The sequence below is a fragment of the Streptomyces sp. NPDC006798 genome, from assembly GCF_040635975.1.
Classification (GTDB): Bacteria; Actinomycetota; Actinomycetes; order Streptomycetales; family Streptomycetaceae; genus Streptomyces.
In genome coordinates, this window is the sequence record NZ_JBEYIS010000058.1 from 1 (window position 1) to 17,005 (window position 17,005).

General features: G+C 73.0%; 14 protein-coding genes, 1 tRNA gene, 1 other RNA gene and 1 pseudogene. 4 read left to right on the plus strand and 13 right to left on the minus strand.

Annotated elements, in window-relative coordinates; genetic code table 11:
- Positions 1-271 precede the first annotated feature (271 nt).
- The 3 genes from purD to ffs form a co-directional block, all read right to left on the minus strand.
- Entirely contained in the window at positions 272-1,525 is a 1,254-nt protein-coding gene (gene purD / locus ABZ714_RS29275) for a phosphoribosylamine--glycine ligase (RefSeq protein WP_358828364.1), read from the minus strand.
- A gap of 59 nt (positions 1,526-1,584) precedes the next feature.
- Positions 1,585-3,804, minus strand: a complete 2,220-nt coding sequence (locus tag ABZ714_RS29280) for a DNA polymerase III subunit gamma and tau (protein WP_358828365.1) — start codon at positions 3,802-3,804, stop codon at positions 1,585-1,587.
- 54 nt (positions 3,805-3,858) lie between these two features.
- Positions 3,859-3,957, minus strand: an RNA gene (gene ffs / locus ABZ714_RS29285) — signal recognition particle sRNA small type.
- A gap of 72 nt (positions 3,958-4,029) precedes the next feature.
- Between ffs and ABZ714_RS29290 the strand changes: the two genes are divergently transcribed.
- A tRNA-Ser gene (locus ABZ714_RS29290) sits at positions 4,030-4,117 on the plus strand.
- Positions 4,118-4,212: 95 nt separating this feature from the next.
- On the opposite strand, the gene ABZ714_RS29295 is transcribed toward ABZ714_RS29290, so the two are convergent.
- The 7 genes and pseudogenes from ABZ714_RS29295 to ABZ714_RS29325 all read right to left on the minus strand — a co-directional run.
- On the minus strand, positions 4,213-4,698 hold the full coding sequence (locus tag ABZ714_RS29295; protein WP_358828366.1) for a hypothetical protein: 486 nt from the start codon (positions 4,696-4,698) through the stop codon (positions 4,213-4,215).
- Positions 4,695-5,021, minus strand: a complete 327-nt coding sequence (locus ABZ714_RS29300; protein WP_358828367.1) for a hypothetical protein — start codon at positions 5,019-5,021, stop codon at positions 4,695-4,697. Before ABZ714_RS29300 ends, ABZ714_RS29295 begins: the two co-directional genes overlap by 4 nt.
- Positions 5,022-5,074: 53 nt before the next feature.
- Positions 5,075-6,754 carry a carboxylesterase family protein gene (locus ABZ714_RS29305; protein ID WP_358828368.1) on the minus strand — a complete coding sequence of 560 codons (1,680 nt, stop codon included), beginning with the start codon at positions 6,752-6,754 and terminating at the stop codon, positions 5,075-5,077.
- 305 nt (positions 6,755-7,059) lie between these two features.
- Complete coding sequence (locus ABZ714_RS29310) at positions 7,060-7,722, minus strand: hypothetical protein (RefSeq protein WP_358828369.1); 663 nt, start codon at positions 7,720-7,722, stop codon at positions 7,060-7,062.
- Positions 7,719-9,257, minus strand: coding sequence for a hypothetical protein (locus ABZ714_RS29315; RefSeq protein WP_358828370.1), 1,539 nt, complete (start codon positions 9,255-9,257; stop codon positions 7,719-7,721). Before ABZ714_RS29315 ends, ABZ714_RS29310 begins: the two co-directional genes overlap by 4 nt.
- 12 nt (positions 9,258-9,269) lie before the next feature.
- Positions 9,270-9,626: a hypothetical protein gene (locus tag ABZ714_RS29320; RefSeq protein ID WP_358828371.1), complete on the minus strand. Its 357-nt coding sequence runs from the start codon at positions 9,624-9,626 to the stop codon at positions 9,270-9,272.
- A 295-nt stretch (positions 9,627-9,921) separates the two neighbouring features.
- Positions 9,922-10,698 (minus strand): annotated as a pseudogene (locus ABZ714_RS29325) (DUF817 domain-containing protein); the annotation flags it as partial.
- A 153-nt stretch (positions 10,699-10,851) separates the two neighbouring features.
- Here ABZ714_RS29325 and ABZ714_RS29330 point away from each other — a divergent pair.
- A complete protein-coding gene (locus tag ABZ714_RS29330; protein WP_358828372.1) occupies positions 10,852-12,288 on the plus strand; it encodes a DUF2252 domain-containing protein in 1,437 nt (478 codons plus the stop codon).
- 66 nt (positions 12,289-12,354) lie between these two features.
- On the opposite strand, the gene ABZ714_RS29335 is transcribed toward ABZ714_RS29330, so the two are convergent.
- Positions 12,355-13,857: a DUF1266 domain-containing protein gene (locus ABZ714_RS29335; RefSeq protein ID WP_358828373.1), complete on the minus strand. Its 1,503-nt coding sequence runs from the start codon at positions 13,855-13,857 to the stop codon at positions 12,355-12,357.
- Between the two features lie 188 nt (positions 13,858-14,045).
- Between ABZ714_RS29335 and ABZ714_RS29340 the strand changes: the two genes are divergently transcribed.
- Positions 14,046-14,864, plus strand: a complete 819-nt coding sequence (locus ABZ714_RS29340; protein ID WP_358828374.1) for a lipase family protein — start codon at positions 14,046-14,048, stop codon at positions 14,862-14,864.
- A gap of 99 nt (positions 14,865-14,963) precedes the next feature.
- Here ABZ714_RS29340 and ABZ714_RS29345 read toward each other — a convergent pair whose 3' ends face one another.
- Both ABZ714_RS29345 and ABZ714_RS29350 read right to left on the minus strand, forming a co-directional pair.
- Entirely contained in the window at positions 14,964-15,731 is a 768-nt protein-coding gene (locus tag ABZ714_RS29345) for an MFS transporter (protein WP_358828375.1), read from the minus strand.
- Positions 15,706-15,912 (minus strand): hypothetical protein, encoded by a 207-nt coding sequence (locus ABZ714_RS29350; RefSeq protein WP_358828376.1) that lies wholly within the window; start codon positions 15,910-15,912, stop codon positions 15,706-15,708. The genes ABZ714_RS29345 and ABZ714_RS29350 overlap by 26 nt, the downstream gene beginning before the upstream one ends.
- A 198-nt stretch (positions 15,913-16,110) precedes the next feature.
- Between ABZ714_RS29350 and ABZ714_RS29355 the strand changes: the two genes are divergently transcribed.
- A complete protein-coding gene (locus tag ABZ714_RS29355; protein WP_358828377.1) occupies positions 16,111-16,923 on the plus strand; it encodes a TetR/AcrR family transcriptional regulator C-terminal domain-containing protein in 813 nt (270 codons plus the stop codon).
- The last annotated feature ends 82 nt before the right edge of the window (positions 16,924-17,005 follow it).

Here is a 17,005-nt window from a genome sequence, read left to right on the forward strand (position 1 = left end):
GGAAGGGGTACGCGTACCCCTTCCCGCCCCGGCTCCGGCCGTCACCGCGGTCTCATGAATGTGCACGGGCAACGCCCGCATCGCCCCCCGGCAAACGGCACACCAGCGGCACCGAACACACCGGCCGCATCGGACGCGCCCGGCCCCGGGGCCACGTCCGTGCGCCGCCGCGTACCGCCGCATACGCGCGTCCGCCGACGCGCTCACGGACGGATCCGTCCACCGGTACGCCCGTGGACGTACCGGTACGTCCGTCCGCACCGCCACGCGTCTACGACGCCTCGGCGGCCGCCCCGGCGATATCCGTACGGTGGTGGGAGCCGTCGAGCCGAATCCGGCCCACGGCCGCGTACGCCCGCTCCCGCGCCTCGCGCAGATCCTTCCCCGTCGCCGTGACGGAGAGCACCCGGCCGCCCGCGCTGACGACGTCGTCGCCGTCGCGGCGGGTCCCGGCGTGCAGGACGTACGCATACGGGGCGTCCTGGTCGGCGATCTCCGCGAGACCACCGATCGGGTCGCCGGTACGCGGCGTGTCCGGGTAGTTGTGGGAGGCCACGACCACGGTGACGGCGGCGTCCTCGTGCCAGCGCAGCGGCGGCGCGTCGGCGAGGGTGCCCTTGGCGGCGTGCAGCAGCAGCCCCGCGAGGGGGGTCCGCAGCCGGGCCAGGACGACCTGGGTCTCAGGGTCGCCGAAGCGGGCGTTGAACTCGATGACACGAACGCCGCGCGAGGTGATCGCGAGGCCCGCGTAGAGCAGCCCGGAGAACGGCGTGCCCCGGCGGCGCAGCTCGTCCACCGTGGGCTGGAGGACGGTGTTCAGTACGTCGTCCACGAGCTTGGGGTCGGCCCACGGCAGCGGCGAGTAGGCGCCCATGCCGCCGGTGTTGGGGCCCGCGTCGCCGTCGAGGGCGCGCTTGAAGTCCTGGGCGGGGGTGAGCGGGACGACGGTCTCGCCGTCGGTGACGGCGAAGAGGGAGACCTCGGGGCCGTCGAGATACTCCTCGATGACGACCCGCTCGCAGGCGAGGGCGTGCTCACGGGCGGCGGCGACGTCGTCGGTGACGACGACGCCCTTCCCGGCCGCGAGGCCGTCGTCCTTGACGACGTACGGGGCGCCGAAGGCGTCGAGGGCCTCGTCGATCTCGGCCGCGTTCGTACAGACGTAACTGCGGGCGGTCGGTACCCCGGCCGCCGCCATCACGTCCTTCGCGAACGCCTTGGAGCCCTCCAGCACGGCCGCCTCCCGGGAGGGGCCGAAGCAGGGGATCCCGGCGGCGCGCACGGCGTCGGCGACCCCGGCGACGAGCGGTGCCTCCGGGCCCACGACGACGAGACCGGCGTCCAGTTCGCGGGCGAGCCGGGCGACGGCGGCGCCGTCCAGCACGTCGACGGAGTGCAGCTCGGCGACCTCGCCGATGCCCGCATTGCCGGGCGCGCAGTGCACAGCGGTGACGTCGGGGTCGAGGGAGAGAGAGCGGCACAGGGCGTGTTCGCGGGCGCCGCCGCCGATGACGAGGACCTTCACGGGCGCCAGCCTAACCGCCGCGGGCGCCTGAGCCTGTACGGCCCTCCTAAGACCGGGGTCTACTCATTCGTATATTCCTCCAGGACGGTGGCGCCCAGCTCGCGCACGATCAGGTCGTGCCCGGAGAGCGCGGAGTCCACCAGATCGGGGTCGTCGTCCTCCGGAACGTCGTCCTCCGGAGCGACCGGCGGGGGCCCGGAAGGCTGCCGCGAAGCGGCGGAATCGGGGGCCGGCGCGGGCGGCGGCGGTCCCTCGCCGGGCTGCGGGGCCGGGGGCCGCTGCGCTACGGGGGCGGGGGCGCTCGGCGCGGCCTGAGGGGCGCTCCGGGGCGCGGCCGGGGGTGCCTGGGGCGGGCGGCCGCCGCCGTAGCCACCACCACCGGTACCGCCGCCTCCGCCGCCGTATCCGGCACTGCCGGGGCCACCGGCGCCGCCGGTGGGATCGACGATGGCCTCGATCTTCCAGTGGACGTTGAACTGCTCGGAGAGCGCCTGGCGGAGCACGTCCTCACTGCCGCTGCCCGCGAAGTTGTCCCGGGCCCCGGGGTTGAGGAAGCCGATCTGGAGGGTCGTCCCGTCGAACCCGGCGACCTGGGCGTTCTGGCTGAGCAGGATCCAGGTGAAGCGCCGCCGGTTCTTCACGGCCTCCAGGATCGACGGCCACATGTTCCGCACCTGGGCCGCGCCCTGCGCCATTCCGGCCGAGGGCGCCTGCGCGGCGGGCTGCCCCTGCGGGGCGGGCGCCTGGGCGGCGGGAGCCGCGGCGGGCGCGGCCGGGGGCCTGGCACCCTCTCCGGGCGCGGCGGCGGTCGGCCAGCCACCGGGCCGCCGCGCGCCCCCGCCGTCCCCGGGCGCGGCGGCACCGGGCCAGGCACCGGGCCGCGGCTGGGCCTGCTCGGGCTGCTGTTGCCGGGGCTGCTGCGGCTCGGGGGCGGGCGGGGCCACGGGCGCGGCTACGGGCGCGGCTACGGGTTCGGGGGCGACCGGCGCCGGGACGGCCTGCGGAGGCGTATGCGCGGCGGCCTCGGGCCCGGGGACGTACCCCATCGCCGGTCCACCGGCGCCACCCGCCACCGGCCCCACCGAGCCCGCCGAGCCCGCCGAGAACACAGCACCCGCGGCGGCGCCGCGCTCCAGCCGGTCGAGCCGGGCCTGCGTCGACCGCTCGTCGTCGAAGGCGGCGGGCAGCAGCACCCGGGCGCAGATCAGCTCCAGCTGCAGCCGGGGCGAGGTGGCCCCGCGCATCTCGGTCAGCCCGGTGTTGACCAGGTCGGCGGCCCGGCTCAGCTCGGCGGCGCCGAAGACGGACGCCTGGGCGGCCATCCGCTCCACGACATCGGCGGGGGCGTCGATCAGCCCCTTCTCGGCGGCGTCCGGCACGGCGGCCAGGATCACCAGATCACGGAGCCGCTCCAGCAGATCGGCGACGAACCGCCGGGGGTCGTTCCCCCCCTCGATGACCCGGTCCACCACCTCGAAGGCCGCGGCCCCGTCCCCGGCGGCGAAGGCGTCCACCACGGCGTCCAGCAGCGACCCGTCGGTGTACCCGAGGAGACCGGTGGCCATGGCATAGGTCACACCCTCCTCGGTGGCACCCGCCAGCAGCTGGTCCATCACGGACATCGAATCCCGCACGGACCCGGCCCCGGCCCGCACCACCAGCGGCAGCACCCCGTCCGCGACCGGGATCTTCTCCTGCCCGCAGACCTCGCCCAGATAGTCCCGGAGCGTCCCCGGCGGCACCAGCCGGAACGGGTAGTGATGCGTCCGCGACCGGATGGTCCCGATGACCTTCTCGGGCTCCGTGGTCGCGAAGATGAACTTCAGATGCTCCGGAGGCTCCTCGACCACCTTCAGCAGGGCATTGAAGCCCTGCGGGGTGACCATATGGGCCTCGTCGATGATGTAGATCTTGTACCGGCTGCCGGCCGGCCCGAAGAACGCCTTCTCCCGCAGGTCACGGGCGTCGTCCACACCGCCGTGCGACGCCGCGTCGATCTCGATCACATCGATCGACCCCGGCCCGTTCCGCGCCAGGTCCCGGCAGGACCGGCACTCCCCGCACGGCGTCGGCGTCGGCCCCTGCTCGCAGTTCAGACAGCGCGCCAGAATCCGCGCACTGGTCGTCTTCCCGCATCCGCGCGGCCCGCTGAACAGGTATGCGTGATTGACCCGGTTGTTCCGCAGAGCCTGCTGCAACGGGTCGGTGACATGCTCCTGCCCGATGACCTCGGCGAAGGACTCCGGGCGATAGCGGCGGTACAACGCAAGCGACGACACACCTACGAGGCTATCGGTCCCCACCGACAACCGTCCCCCACGCACTCCCCCACCAACGCAAGCGCCCCCCACGCACCCGCCAGAGCCGACCTACCCTTGCTGCCTTCCGGCCCTGGGGGAGTTCAGTCAGATAGCGCCACGTGAGGGGCTCCGCACACAGTACCCGATCGGCGGGGGCGGGAACGAGTTCGCGAGCACTCCCCGGCGTCTTGTATTGTTTGCCCCGGAGGATTCGCCTAGTGGCCTAGGGCGCACGCTTGGAAAGCGTGTTGGGGGCAACCCCTCACGAGTTCGAATCTCGTATCCTCCGCCAGTGCCTCACCGGGCACTAACGTCGAAGGCCCCACCGTTCGCGGTGGGGCCTTCGACGTTGTGTCCCGCCCCGGACCGAGTGACGGGCGGGCTCTCTCAGATCTGCACCACGTGCACGTCCTGGGCGTCCAGCGCCGTCAGATAGGCGGTGAGGTCGGTCGGGTCGCTGGTGAAGACCACTGCGCTGCCGTGGCGGGCCGCGGTCAGGGCGACCAGGGCGTCCACCGCGTCGGGGCGCTTCCTCAGGGGGAGTTCGGCGGTGCCGAGGGCGCTGCCGACGCGCCGCCATTCGTGGAGGTCGGGGGCAGCCGCGCAGATGACGCATGCCGTCTGGCCCGCCGCCGTGGGGCGCATGGCCGGGGCCGAGGCGCGGGCCTGGGGAACCGTGCAGTCCTTCATGACCCGGGCCAAGGCGTGGATCACGGCGGGGCTGGGACGCCAGACCTGGGCCAGGACCGGTCCCAGGACGAGCGCGCGATGCGGGGTGCCCCGGAGGCCGTCGTGCAGACGTACGGCCTTGGCCTTGCGGTCGGCGAGGGCGATCAGCATGCCGGTGTCGTAGACCGGCACCCGGATGGTCACGCGGCGTCACCGGTGCGGGTGGCAGGAGTGGTGGGGCCGTAGACGAGTTCCAGAGCCTCCCGTACTTCCCTTCGCTCCTGTTCCGTGAGGTCCGCGTCGGCCACCTCCGTCGACGGCGACAGCGCGGCGGCCTCCGACTCGGCTGCCGCGATCATGGCGTCGACCCGGGCGAACTGCGCCTCGGCCGCTTCCACCTCGGCCATCTGCCGGGTCGCCGCGTTGACGAGATAGGCGGAGACATCCATACCCGCCCGTTCCGCATGGGCGCGAATGCGTTCGGCATGGGCACTGTCCAGGCTGATGCTGATTCTTGTCTTGGCCACACCCCGAGTGTATGACGCGTATTACGATCCCGGGCCGGAAACCCCCGGCCCGGTCACCCCCCGTCGAGGGAGGCGAAGAGGGCGCAGTGGTGGGTGTTCTCCACATCCGCGGGGCCTACGGGGGCGATGCCGTCGGGGGCCAGGGTGAGGAGGGTGGTGCCGTTGGTGGTGGCGGGGGGCCAGGTGGGGAGGGTGGGGGTGTTGGGGTCGCCGGTGCGGGCGAAGGTGGTCCAGTAGGTGATCATCCGTTCCGAGAGGCGGCGCTGGGCGGGGGTGTGGGCCGGGTCGCCGAAGAGGGCGATCAGGTCGGAGCCGTGGGTCGCGGTGGACGGGAAGCCCTCGGGGGCGCCGAAGGCCGTGCCGTCGGCGCCGGGCTGGTTCGGGTCGTCGAAGAGATAGGCGTAGGCGCGGGACCGGCCGTGGGTGTCCATGGCCCGGGCGTCGGCGAGGGAGGGGCAGGTGAAGCCCTGGTCGGCGGTGATCCGGCCCCAGAGGACGGCCCGGGCGTAGGGGCCCGTACCGACCGGGTAGACGGCGGTGATCCTGTTGCGGTCCCGGCCGTAGGCGGTGTCGAGGAGGGCGTGGAAGTACGTCCGGTCGAAGGGGGCCTCGGCCGCCCGCATGGCGGAGAACATGGTCCATTCGTCGCGGGTGGTGCCGAGGATCATGGGGATGTCGGCGGTCCGGCCCTCCCGGGCGGCCTTCGCCGGGTCCTCGGGGAGGAACGCGGCGGTGCCGCCGTAGACGGGGCGGGCGAGGGCGGTGGCGTGGGGGCCGGTGAGCCAGGTCTTCACGTCCGTGGCGCGCAGACAGCTCAGTACGTCGCCGGCCGTGCCGCAGCCCGCCGCCTCGATCGCGGCCCGGTCGGCGGGGCGGGCCTCCTCCTGGGACACGTAGAGGCCGTGGCGTTCGACGCCGGGCGCGGACGTTCCGGCGGGGAAGTAGCCGGAGCAGGGGCCGCTCTGGACGATCGCCCGGTCGATCAGGCCCTCGGTGGCGGGGGAGGCGACCAGTGCGCAGGTGCTGTAGGCACCGGCGGACTCGCCGAAGACGGTGACGTTCTCCGGGTCGCCGCCGAAGGCCGCCGCGTTGCGCCGGACCCAGCTCAGGGCGGCCGTCTGGTCCCGCAGGCCCAGATTGTCCGCGCCGGGGCCGAGGGCCGGGTCGTTGAGGAAGCCGAGGGCGCCGAGCCGGTAGTTGATCGTGATGCCGATGACATCGCCCCTGGTCACCAGGGGGGCGAGATCGTATTGGGAGCCCGATCCGGATTGCAGTCCGCCCCCGTGGATCCAGACCATCACCGGCTTCCGCCCGGCCGGGGCGGCGGCACGGGGTGCGGTGATGTCGAGGTAGAGGCAGTCCTCGGAGCTGTCGGCGACCGCGAAGAAGCCCGCCGGGTCCTGGGCGCAGGCCGCGCCGGACTTCGCCGCCTCCCGTACGCCCGTCCAGGGCACGGGCCGCTCCGGTGGTGCCCAGCGCCGGTCCCCGACCGGGGGCCTGGCGTAGGGGATGCCCCGGTAGCGGAGGACCGCGCCGTCGGCGAGGCCGCGTACCGTCCCGGCGTCGGTACGGATCACCGGGCGGGCCGCCGGTCCGGTGCCGCCCCCGGCTCCGGCCGCGCGCTCGGCCGGGTGCCCGGCGCGGGGGCCGCCGGGGGTCGTGGCGCAGGCCGCCAGGACGGCTGTCAGTACGGCTCCGGTCGCCGCGGCGCGTACGCCTCTCGGTATCGCCATGGGAGGCGCCTTTCGTCCGCCGGTGGGCTCGGCCGTCGCGGCGCGGCGGCACTCCCGGTCAGTCTCGGTACGACGGACGTGTCCCGCATCACGGGTGGCTCACTCCGGCGAGGGCGTGTCTTGTGGATCAGGCTGGATCAGCGAGCGGGATCTGGTGCCGTGGATCGCAAGGCGGAGGAATGAGCCACTGCGGTGGGGGCACCTCCCGCGCCGCCAGGCGCAGGGGGCCATGGGTGATTGACGACAACGCGGCGAGGCGCGATGCCAGGGCACGCGAGCCCAGCAAGATCCACAAGACCCGCCCTCTAGGTGGGTCCCTGGAGCGACGGCGGCCCGGGGAGGGATCCGGGGCCGGTGCCGGAGGGGAAGTAGGCGTGCAGATAGATCCGGGTCCGGTCCGGCGCGTACGCGTGGGCGTGGAGCCGGACGCACCGCCGGTCCGATATGTCGTACGGGTTGGGGGAGGCGTTCCCGGGGCAGACGTAGCCGTAGCGCGTGCCGTCCTTCAGCGTCTCCGGTTCGGGGAGGCCGAGGCGGGCGAAGCCGTGGGCGGGGGTGTCGGGCTGGGCGGCGGTCGGTTCGAGCCAGGTGCCTTCCGGGGGGTTTTCCTTCAGATAGGTCTCGGCGGCTGCCTTCGGCAGGGTGAAGGTGAGGAAGCCGGTGTCGACGCGGGAAGTGGTCTCGTACGCGGCCCGGGGGGATTCCGCCCCGACGGGGATGCCGATGTCCATCCGGCCGCTGAGCCACTGCGGTGTGACGCCCTCGGCCCAGCGCGCGTCCGCCGCCGGTCCCGGTCCGCGGTCCCCGCCGCCGTCGCCGTCCGCGTCGGCGAGGAGCCAGACAGCCGCCGCCACGACGCCCAGCAGGGCCAGGGCTCCCAGGACCGCGAAGACGACGAGCCGAGGGCCGCGCCCCGGACCGCCGCCCCCGCCCGCCGCTTCCGCCCGTCGGGTGTCGAGGCCGTTCAACGGACTCCTCCTCCCGGGCGGGCCGCATCGGTCTCCGGCCTTCCTCCGGGTCCGCCGGTCGTACGGTCCTGCTGCTGTTCCCGGCCGGGGTTCAGCCGCCCGTCGCGGCTCTCCTCGGGGCCCGGCATCGGCTCGTTGTTCGGCTGCGCGGTGCCGAGGTCGTAGCTGCGGACGTCGCTGCTGCCCGCCATGTCGAACTCCTGGGCGAGGCCCACCCGGTGCAGTTTGGCCATGTCCCCGTCGGGGATGTCCAGCGGGCCGACCTTCACTCCCTTTCCCTCGTCCCAGTTGTAGCGGTCCCAGACGTTGGCCTGGTAGTCGATGCTGATCTTCGGGTTCCCGTTCGCGTCGGGGACGGCCGTCACGACTCCCGTGACGTTGGTGTTGGCCCCTCCGACCGCGTAGTACCAGTTCGCGTCCAGCTTGTCGGTGAAGTAGAAGTCGTCGGGGTGTCTGGCCTCGACCGGGATGACGACCGGCTTGCCGCCGTTCTTCCGGAACTCCTCGGCCGCCTGCTCGCGCCAGCTGTCCTGGTTGAGCCGGACGATGTCGTCGACATACGTCTTGAAGGCGGGGACGTCGGCCATCATCCGGTCGACGGGCAGATTCATGGGTTTGCCGCTGTTGCCCAGGTAGTGGTCCATATGGCGGGCGGCGTCCGTCATGCCCTTGGCGTCCGCGCCCTCCGTCAGGAGGTACATCTTCGCCTCGGTCCACCGGTCCCCGACGCCGACTCCCCGGGAGTCGTGCTCCCCCGCCCCCGGGTCCGGGGAGATCTGCGGCATCGTCGGGCTGAGGACGCCCGCCGCCAGCAGGTCGTTCCGGTGTGCCGACCAGAGCTGGGCGCGCGCCCCGGGGCTGAGGGACTCCCAGAGCATCCGCAGTCTGTCCCGCTCGATCTCGCTCAGGCCGCCGCCGCGTTTCGCCAGCTCCGTCGCGCGCGGCAGCTGGTCCTCGTCGAGGGAGGTGTATTTCGCGTGGCCCGCGTTGTACGGGTCGTTGCCGTGGGAGGCGCGGAGCGCGCGGACGGCCGTCGCGTCGATTTCGGCGGCGTGCTGGACGGTCCGGGTGAGGGCGTCCGCGTACCACCGCATCCGGTCCTTGACCCGCTGGTCGGGGCCCTGGGGCGTACAGACCGCCTCGATGACCTTGACCGTGCCGCACGGGCCGTCGGAGACGATCAGCGCCGGGTCCGGCGGATTCCGGCTCTGGTCGCCCGTGCCCGCGGCCTCCGTGAGGGCCCGGGCCTTCTTCTGGATGGCGACCAGTTCGGCATGGGCGTCGGTGAGGACGGCGGCGACGCTGTCGGCCTCCCGTTGGAGGTCCGCGATCTCCTTGGCCGTTTTGTGGACGAAGTCCCTGGTCACGGTGGCGTTGGCGCCTTCCCACCGGGCTCCGTCGGAGTGTTTCACCAGGCCATCGCGGGTACCCCCGGCCAGTTTGGCCAGCTCCCCCGCCATCGTCCGCCAGTCCGCCGCGGCCGTGCCGAGCCCGGTGAGGTCCAGGGCCATCAGATCCGAGTACGAGAACGACATCGCTCCGCCGCCCTACCGGAAGTACTCGTTCAGCGCCGATACGGAGACCGGGCCCGTACGGCCGCCGATCTCGGTGGCGATCTTCGTATCGTCCCGGGCGTGCAGCTTCTTGCTGAAGTCGAGGTGGTTGGAGATATGCGCACATGCCTGGAGGACATGTTTGACCTGCGAGGTCCAGATCCCGACGGTCGCCTCCAGCTCGGCGCCGAGTCCGAGATTGCGGCTCTTGAGGCCGGCCGCCGCCCGCATCGTGGAGCCGGAGCCCCCGGCGTCCAGGCCCGTGCCCGCGATATCGGCCTTCTTCTTCAGCTCGCCGTGGAGGACGAAAGCCTCATGGCCGACGGCGCCCAGATCGTCCTGCCGGACCACCAGGTCGCCGCCGGACGGGCCGCCCGGCGCGGCCTGGTTCAGCCGCGTCCCGGCCTCCCGCCGTTCCGCCGCCCCGGCCTTGGCCCGTTCCCACTCGCTCCATGACATCGGTGTGCTCGCCCCCCGCCGCTTCGCCCTCCGCCGTCCCGTAGCGGGCGGTCCGGAGGATCCTGCTCCTCGTCCACCAATATCCACCAACTTCCTTGATCCTGTAATGGCTTGTGGATACCGGGCCGGACACGCCGGTGCCGTCGGCAATACCGGTGCCGGTCCCGGCGCCGGTGCCTCGGGCCGCTTTCACGATCACGAAGGTGAAGCTGATCAGCAGGGCCCAGGACGCCCATTTCGTGACCGGGACCGGGGACCACGTCTCCAGCTGGTGGGGGTACGACCAGGCCCCGAGGTACGTCGCCAGGTTCTCGGCCACCCAGAGGAAGAAGCCGATCAGGACGAAGGCGAGCGCGAGCGGCATCCGGGGGCGGGCGGGGCCGACCGTGTACGAGACACGGGTGCCCAGGGTCGCCAGGAGGAGGGCGGCGGCGAGCGGCCAGCGGGCGTCGGGGAGCCAGTGATGGGTGAGGAAGTTGAGGTAGACGAGGGCGGCGAGGACGGCCGTCGTACGGGGGCGGTAGCCGGTGAAGCCCAGTTCGAAGAGGCGCCAGGAGCGGCAGACGTAACTGCCGACAGCCGCGTACATGAAGCCGCCGTACAGCGGCACCCCGGCGACCTTCGTCAGGGCGTCCTCGGGGTACGACCACGAGCCGACCTGCACCTTCACCGCCTCGAAGAGGAAGCCGAGCAGATGGCAGACCGCGATCACCGCGACCTCCCGGCCGGTCTCCCAGCGCATCGCCCACCCGACGGCCGTGAGGGCGACCCCGTAGATCAGGAGCAGGTCGTAGCGGGCCACGGGGAGGTCGTCGGGGAGGGCCTCCGACGCCGCCATGCCGAGGAAGAGCGCGGCGGCGAAGACGCACGCCCGGATCTGGATCCAACCGAACACCAGGAGTCGGTGGGCGAAGGTCCGCAGGGCGGAGGCGGCGGAATGGACGGCGGTCGCGGAAGAGGTCATGGGCGCCTTCTGAAGGGATCGGGTGAACTCCCGGACACGCACCCGGGCGCCCGGGCGTTGCACTGAAGCGGGGTTTGTCGGACAGATCACATGACATGCGGATGATCCCGGCGCGGAGAAGAATGAAGGGGGACCGAACCCCGGGAGGCCGTCATGGGCCAGCAGCACGGCATCGGAGGCGTACCGTACGGTGCCGCTCCCCCGCCGACGCCGCGGGAGCGGGCCGGGACCGGGCGGGCCGCGCGGCGGACGACGCCGAGGTCGGCGCAGGCCGGGTACGAGCCGCCCGCCGACCGGCTCGATCCCGTCGAGATCGTCGAGGCGCAGTCCGCGACCCGGGTGCCCGAGCTGGTGCCGGTCCGGTACGGCCGGATGATCGAGTCACCGTTCCGGTTCTTCCGGGGGGCCGCCGCCGTGATGGCATCCGATCTGGCGGCGGCGACGCCCGCCAGCGGGCTGACCGCGCAGCTCTGCGGCGACGCGCACATGCTGAACTTCCGGCTGCTGGGCTCGCCCGAGCGGCGGCTGGTCTTCGATATCAACGACTTCGACGAGACCCATCCCGGGCCCTGGGAGTGGGACGTCAAACGGCTCGCCACCAGTCTGGTCGTCGCGGGCCGGGAGAACGGCTGGCCGGAGGCGGAGCGGACGGCGATCGTCCAAGCGGCGGTACGGACCTACCGGCGGCGGATCCGGGCCTACGCGGGGATGGGCAATCTCGATGTCTGGTACGACCGCGGCGACATGGAGCAGGTCCAGGCGCTGGCCGACGAGCGGCTCGACCGGCGCGGCCGGGAGCGGCTGGCGGAGATGATGGCGAAGGCCAGGACCCGGGACAGTCTGAAGGCGTTCGAGAAGCTGACGGAGATCCGGGACGGCGGGCGGCGGTTCGCGGCCGACCCTCCGTTGATCGTGCCGGTGGCGGACCTGCTCGCCGGGCCCGAACTCGACCGGCTCGTCCGGGAGCTGCACAGCCTGGTCGACCACTACGGCAGCAGCCTCTCCATGGAGCGGCGGCATCTGCTCTCGCAGTACCGGGTGGTCGACATCGCCCGCAAGGTGGTGGGGGTCGGCAGTGTCGGTACCCGCTGCTGGGTGCTGCTGTTGCTGGGCCGGGACGACACGGATCCGCTGATCCTCCAGGCGAAGGAGGCGGACCGGTCCGTACTGGAGGCGTTCACGGAGCGCAGCGCGTACGAGAACCAGGGGCAGCGGGTGGTGGCCGGGCAGCGGCTGATGCAGGCGGTCGGCGATGTGTTCCTGGGGTGGGACCGGGTCACCGACGTCGATGTGCCGTACCGCGACTTCTATGTACGGCAGTTGCACGACTGGAAGGGGATCGTGGTGCCGCAGGCGATGGTGCCGAAGGGGATGCGGCTCTTCGCCGAGTTGTGCGGGGCGACCCTGGCCCGGGCGCACGCCAGGTCGGGGGACCGGATCGCGATCGCCGCCTATGTAGGAGGCGGGGACGTCCTCGACGGGGCGATCGCCCGGTTCGCGGAGTCGTACGCCGATCAGAACGAGCGCGATCACGCCGCCCTGGTGGCCGCCGTGCGGGAGGGGCGCGTCACCGCGGAGGAGGTGGCGTAGCGCGCCGCCGGGGGTGGCGGGCTGCCGTCTCCGGGCGGGGAGCCGGTGTTCCGGGGCGGGGAGCCGCTATTTCCAGGGGATGTTCCGCCACGGGCTGGCCTCGTCCGTGGTCAGGATCCGGTGGCAGGCCAGCGCGCCCTCGTACCAGTCGCCGAACTCCTCGTCGTCGAAGTGGAGGCAGCGGCCCAGGACGTACGCGGCCGAGAACTCCTCCCACGAGCGGTAGTTCGCCCGGGCCGCGCCGCCCGCGCGCAGGATCGCGTCCTCCGTCTCGGCGAGCGTGCCGAACCGGGCGCCGAGGCCCCAGCGGGCCATCCCGGACGCGCGGCCGTAGTCCCAGGCTTCCAGGGTGCGGGTGTACTGGGTGTCGCCGAGCAGTCCGTCGGCCCGGAACCGCGCCTCGTAGCGGGCGATCCGGCCGATCAGCCGGCCGACGCCGGAGACCTGGGCCGCGACCTCGGACTCGTCGGCCTCGGCGCCGGGCGTGACGCCGTCGGCGGTGATCGTCGGTTCGGCGGCGCGGGCCACATTGGCCCGGATGACGCGTTCGGCGACGGACCGCCAGTGGTCGAGTTCGACGGCGCCGCCGTAGTCGCGGGCCAGGTTCTGGCGGATCCGGAGGGCGAATTCCCAGACGGGGCTGACCATATCGGCCCGGATCAGCCGCTCCAGGGTGTCGCGCCATTCGTCCCGGCTGTTGATGTCCCACCATTCGCGGAGCCGTTCGCGTTCCCGGCGGTAGCCGCGGCCGTGGTAGCCGATGGCGTTCCACAGTTCGCCGTTGTTGACGGAGAGCAGCGCCCCGCAGGCCAGTCCGTGCGCGACCGAGCCGCGCAGGGGGCCGCCGACGTGCAGGGCGCGCAGCCGCCGGCCGGGGCGGATGGCGTCGGAGGGCGCGGCGTGCCGCTGCCACTGGGCGCGGTGGGCGGGTGAGGTGGGGAAGAACGCCTCGCAGGGTGTGCCGGGGTTGATCACCATCCAGGCCGGGTCGGTGTGGTCCCAGGAGCCGGCGAACCAGGCGAGGGACGCCGAGTGGAAGACCGGGTCCTCGACGGGCGCGGGCAGTACGCCCTCGGTGTAGAGGGCCACGCAGGCGCCGCCGACCTGGGGCGCGAAGAACGGCAGGATCTGGACCTCGGCGGGGTGGGAGTCGAGGAACGACCGGTGCTGGGCGGTGTAGAGCCAGTTGCGGCCCAGGACCTCGAAGTAGGCGGGCCAGTCGCCGCGCGTCTTCGCCTCGTACAGCAGTCGCTCGATCCGGCTGGGAGCCTGCCAGGCGGGGGCGGCCGGGCCGGGGGGCGGGGGCGCGGCGGCGAACGGGTCGTGGACGGTGGGCGCGGGGCCGTAGGCGTACCCGGGGCCGGAGCCGTGTCCGGGGCCGGAGCCGTGTCCGGGGCCGTAGGCGGGGCCGGGGGGCGGTTGGTACGAGTACGGGCCGGGGGTGCCGGGATTCCCCGGGCCGCCGGGGGGCGTGCCGCCGCCGTACAGCGGCGGGCCGAAGCCCGGGACGTCGCTGTTCCCGTCCGGTGCGCCTCCGCCCGGGGTGCCCTGCCCGTTCCCCATCCCCATACGAAAACTCTATCGAGACCGGTGTCGGAACGGCGTCATCACCGGTCCGGGTACTCCGCGCGGGGGACGGTCCGGGCGGAAGGCGCGGGGCGTCGCGTGGCGGGAGGGGCGGCCGGGGCCGGGGCGGGTTGAGTGGCCGGGGGCACGGGTCACGGGTGGCCCCGACGACGCACCGGAGGAGGACGGCCGTGTCCGTACCGTCGGCACTCGACCACCAGGTCACCGGCTACAGCCTGGCGCACGCGTACTGGATGGCGCGCGCCGCCCGGCTCGCGTACGAGAATCCGGCCGAGGTCGAGCGGCAGGCCCGGGCCTGGGGGTTCGACCGGGTACGGCATCACGAGTCCCTGTTCGAGCCGCCGTTCGCCCTGGAGGACACGCAGGCGTACACGATGGCGAGCGACCGGATGATCGTGACCGCGTTCCGGGGGACCGAACCGGCGCTGATCCGGGACTGGCTCTCGGACGCCGCCACCCCGCCGTGGCCGGGCCCGGCCAGGACCGGATACATGCACTACGGCTTCGCGGAGGCGCTGGACTCGGTCTATCCGGGGGTACGGGAGACGGTCGCCGGGTTCCGCGACGGCGGTCAGACCGTGTGGTTCACCGGGCACAGCCTGGGCGGCGCGCTGGCGATGCTGGCCGGGTGCCGGATGTATCTGGAGGAGCCCCGGCTGCGGGCCGACGGCGTCTACACGTACGGCCAGCCGCGCGCCTGCGACCGGGTGCTGGCCGCCGCCGTGAACAAGGGGTTCAAGGGCCGGCTGTTCCGGTTCGTCAACAACGACGACGTCGTACCGCTGCTGCCGCCGGAGCCCGCGTACGCGCATACGGACGCGCTGCGCTGGTTCGACGCGAAGGGCACGTTGCACACCTCGATGCCCCGGATCGCGGGGGCGGCCGACCGGCTGCGGGGTGCGGTGGCCGGTCCGGTCGTCCTGCCCTCGGACGGGGTGCGGGACCACTTCATCGACGCCTATGTGGCGGTACTGGAGCGGAGCCTTTAACAGAGGTACGGGATTACGGGGATACGGATACAGGTACGGGTGCGGGGCCGCTCGTGGTGAGCGGCCCCGCACCCGTGTCCGGTGGTCCGGAGGGCCCGGTCAGGCGGTCGGCGTCAGCGTCTTGTCGTCCCCGGCCCGCCCCGGCCCCGTCTCCGTACTCGTACCGTTCGCGGCGTTCTTGTCCCGGCCCCGGAGGAGGACCGCCGCCAGCGCCGCGGCGACCACGACCCCGATACCGCCCGCGACGAAGCTGTTCGCCATCGCCTGGGTGAAGGCGTCCCGCGCGGCGTCCGCCAGCGCCGGGATCCTCAGGGCCGCCGCCAACGACTCCTCGGCCGCCTCGGGTGCGCTGTCCGGCAGTTCGTTCCGGTAGGTGGTGGAGAGCACCGCGCCGAGGATCGCCACGCCGAGGGCGGCGCCCGCCTGCTGGATGGTGTCGTTGAGCGCCGAGCCGACCCCCGCGTGCTCCTCCGGCACCGCGCCCGTCAGGGCGGCGATCGCGGCGGGCATCGCCAGTCCGCCACCGGCGCCCATCAGCAGCATGGCCGTGGTGATCAGGCCCCAGCCGTCGCCCTCGGAGAGGGTGGCGAGGGTGCCGAACCCGGCGGCGATCACCAGCAGGCCGAGTACGGCCACGATCCGGTTGCCGGTCTTCGGGAGCAGGGCGGCGCCGATGCCGTTGAAGGCGATCACGGCGACCGCCATCGGGGCGAAGGCGAGACCGGTCTCGGTGGCGCTGTAGCCGAGCACGAACTGGAGGTACTGGGTCAGGACCAGCATCAGACCGCCGTTGGCGAAGGTCAGCAGGACGAGCGAGAAGCCGGCACCGGTGAAGACCTTGTCACGGAAGAGGGAGACGGGGACCATCGGCGACTCGGTACGGGCCCATGTTGTCGACGACCAGGACGAGGGTGCTCAGGCAGAGCACCACGAGGATCAGCCAACGGCGCGGGTGACGGTCCGCGGTCCCCCCTTCCGCCTTCCGCGCGCCCGCCGCCGGGTCGTTCCGGTGGCCCTTCTCGTCCCGGTGTGCCCGCTCCCGCTTCATGGCCGCTTCCCCTCCGAGTAGTCGTACGGCGATATCCGGAGCGACCGCCGCACGACGTGCGCTCTGCCGCACACTGTACGGACACCGAACAGTGTGCGCAAGAACGTACGGCGTTCGTAACTGCGTTAGGGTTGGACGCGACGAAGAGGCACCGGCCCGGTTCGGGACGGCGCGCGGGACGCGAGAGGAGCCCTGGACATGGCGGTCGAGGAGCAGGCGCCGGGCACGGCGGACGCGGGGACGGCAGGGGCGACGGGAGCGACGGGAGCGGCCGGTTCGAAGGCGGACGAGGGGTTCCCCTCAGTCTGGGCCCGGCCCCGGCGCCGTAAGCGGGAACAGCCGGCGCTGAGCCGGGAGCAGATCGTCGCCGAGGCCCTCGCCCTGCTGGACAGCGACGGTGTCGAGGCGCTGAGCATGCGCAAGCTCGGCGCCCGGCTGAAGGCCGGGGCGACCTCCATGTACTCGCACGTCGCGAACAAGGAGGAGCTGATCGAGCTGGTCGTGGACGAGGTCTACGGCGAGATCGACGTCCCGGAGCCCACCGGCCCGGACGACTGGCGGCGGGCCCTGGAGGAGTTCGCGCGCAGCCTGCGGGCGACGATCCTGCGCCACCCGTGGATGGCGTCGGTCCTGGGCGAGGTCGGCATGGCCTATCTGGGGCCGAACATGATGCGCCTCTCCGACCGGGGGCTCGGCATCTTCGAGACCGCCGGATGCGACGACGCCGAGACCGCGGACGTCCTGATGAGTACGGTGATCGCCTTTGTGATCGGTACGGCGCTCACCGAGGCCGCGTATCTGACGTCGCTGGCCCGGAGCGGCCGGACCGAGCAGGAGTGGCTGGAGAGCGTCTGGCCGACGGCGGTGGCGGCGGCGCAGCCGTACCCCCGGCTGCGGAAGCGGTACGCGGCGCTGGACGAGATGGACCCGACGGAGACCCGGGGGTCGTCCTTCGACCAGGGGCTGGCGTGTGTGCTCGACGGGGTCGGGGTACGGCTGCGGGCGGCCTGACGGCAAGAAGACGTACGGATACGTGTCCGGGTTACCGGAGGGAGTGGCACCGCGCGGGCGGCGCCACCCCCTCCGAACCGGC

Bases quoted from the DNA above. Each gene is read 5' to 3' on its own strand.
- ABZ714_RS29305 (WP_358828368.1), bottom strand. From the start codon at position 6,754: ATGGCGATACCGAGAGGCGTACGCGCCGCGGCGACCGGAGCCGTACTG.
- ABZ714_RS29315 (WP_358828370.1), bottom strand. From the start codon at position 9,257: ATGTCGTTCTCGTACTCGGATCTGATGGCCCTGGACCTCACCGGGCTC.
- ABZ714_RS29330 (WP_358828372.1), top strand. From the start codon at position 10,852: ATGGGCCAGCAGCACGGCATCGGAGGCGTACCGTACGGTGCCGCTCCC.
- ABZ714_RS29335 (WP_358828373.1), bottom strand. From the start codon at position 13,857: ATGGGGATGGGGAACGGGCAGGGCACCCCGGGCGGAGGCGCACCGGAC.
- ABZ714_RS29345 (WP_358828375.1), bottom strand. From the start codon at position 15,731: ATGGTCCCCGTCTCCCTCTTCCGTGACAAGGTCTTCACCGGTGCCGGC.
- ABZ714_RS29350 (WP_358828376.1), bottom strand. From the start codon at position 15,912: ATGAAGCGGGAGCGGGCACACCGGGACGAGAAGGGCCACCGGAACGAC.
- ABZ714_RS29355 (WP_358828377.1), top strand. From the start codon at position 16,111: ATGGCGGTCGAGGAGCAGGCGCCGGGCACGGCGGACGCGGGGACGGCA.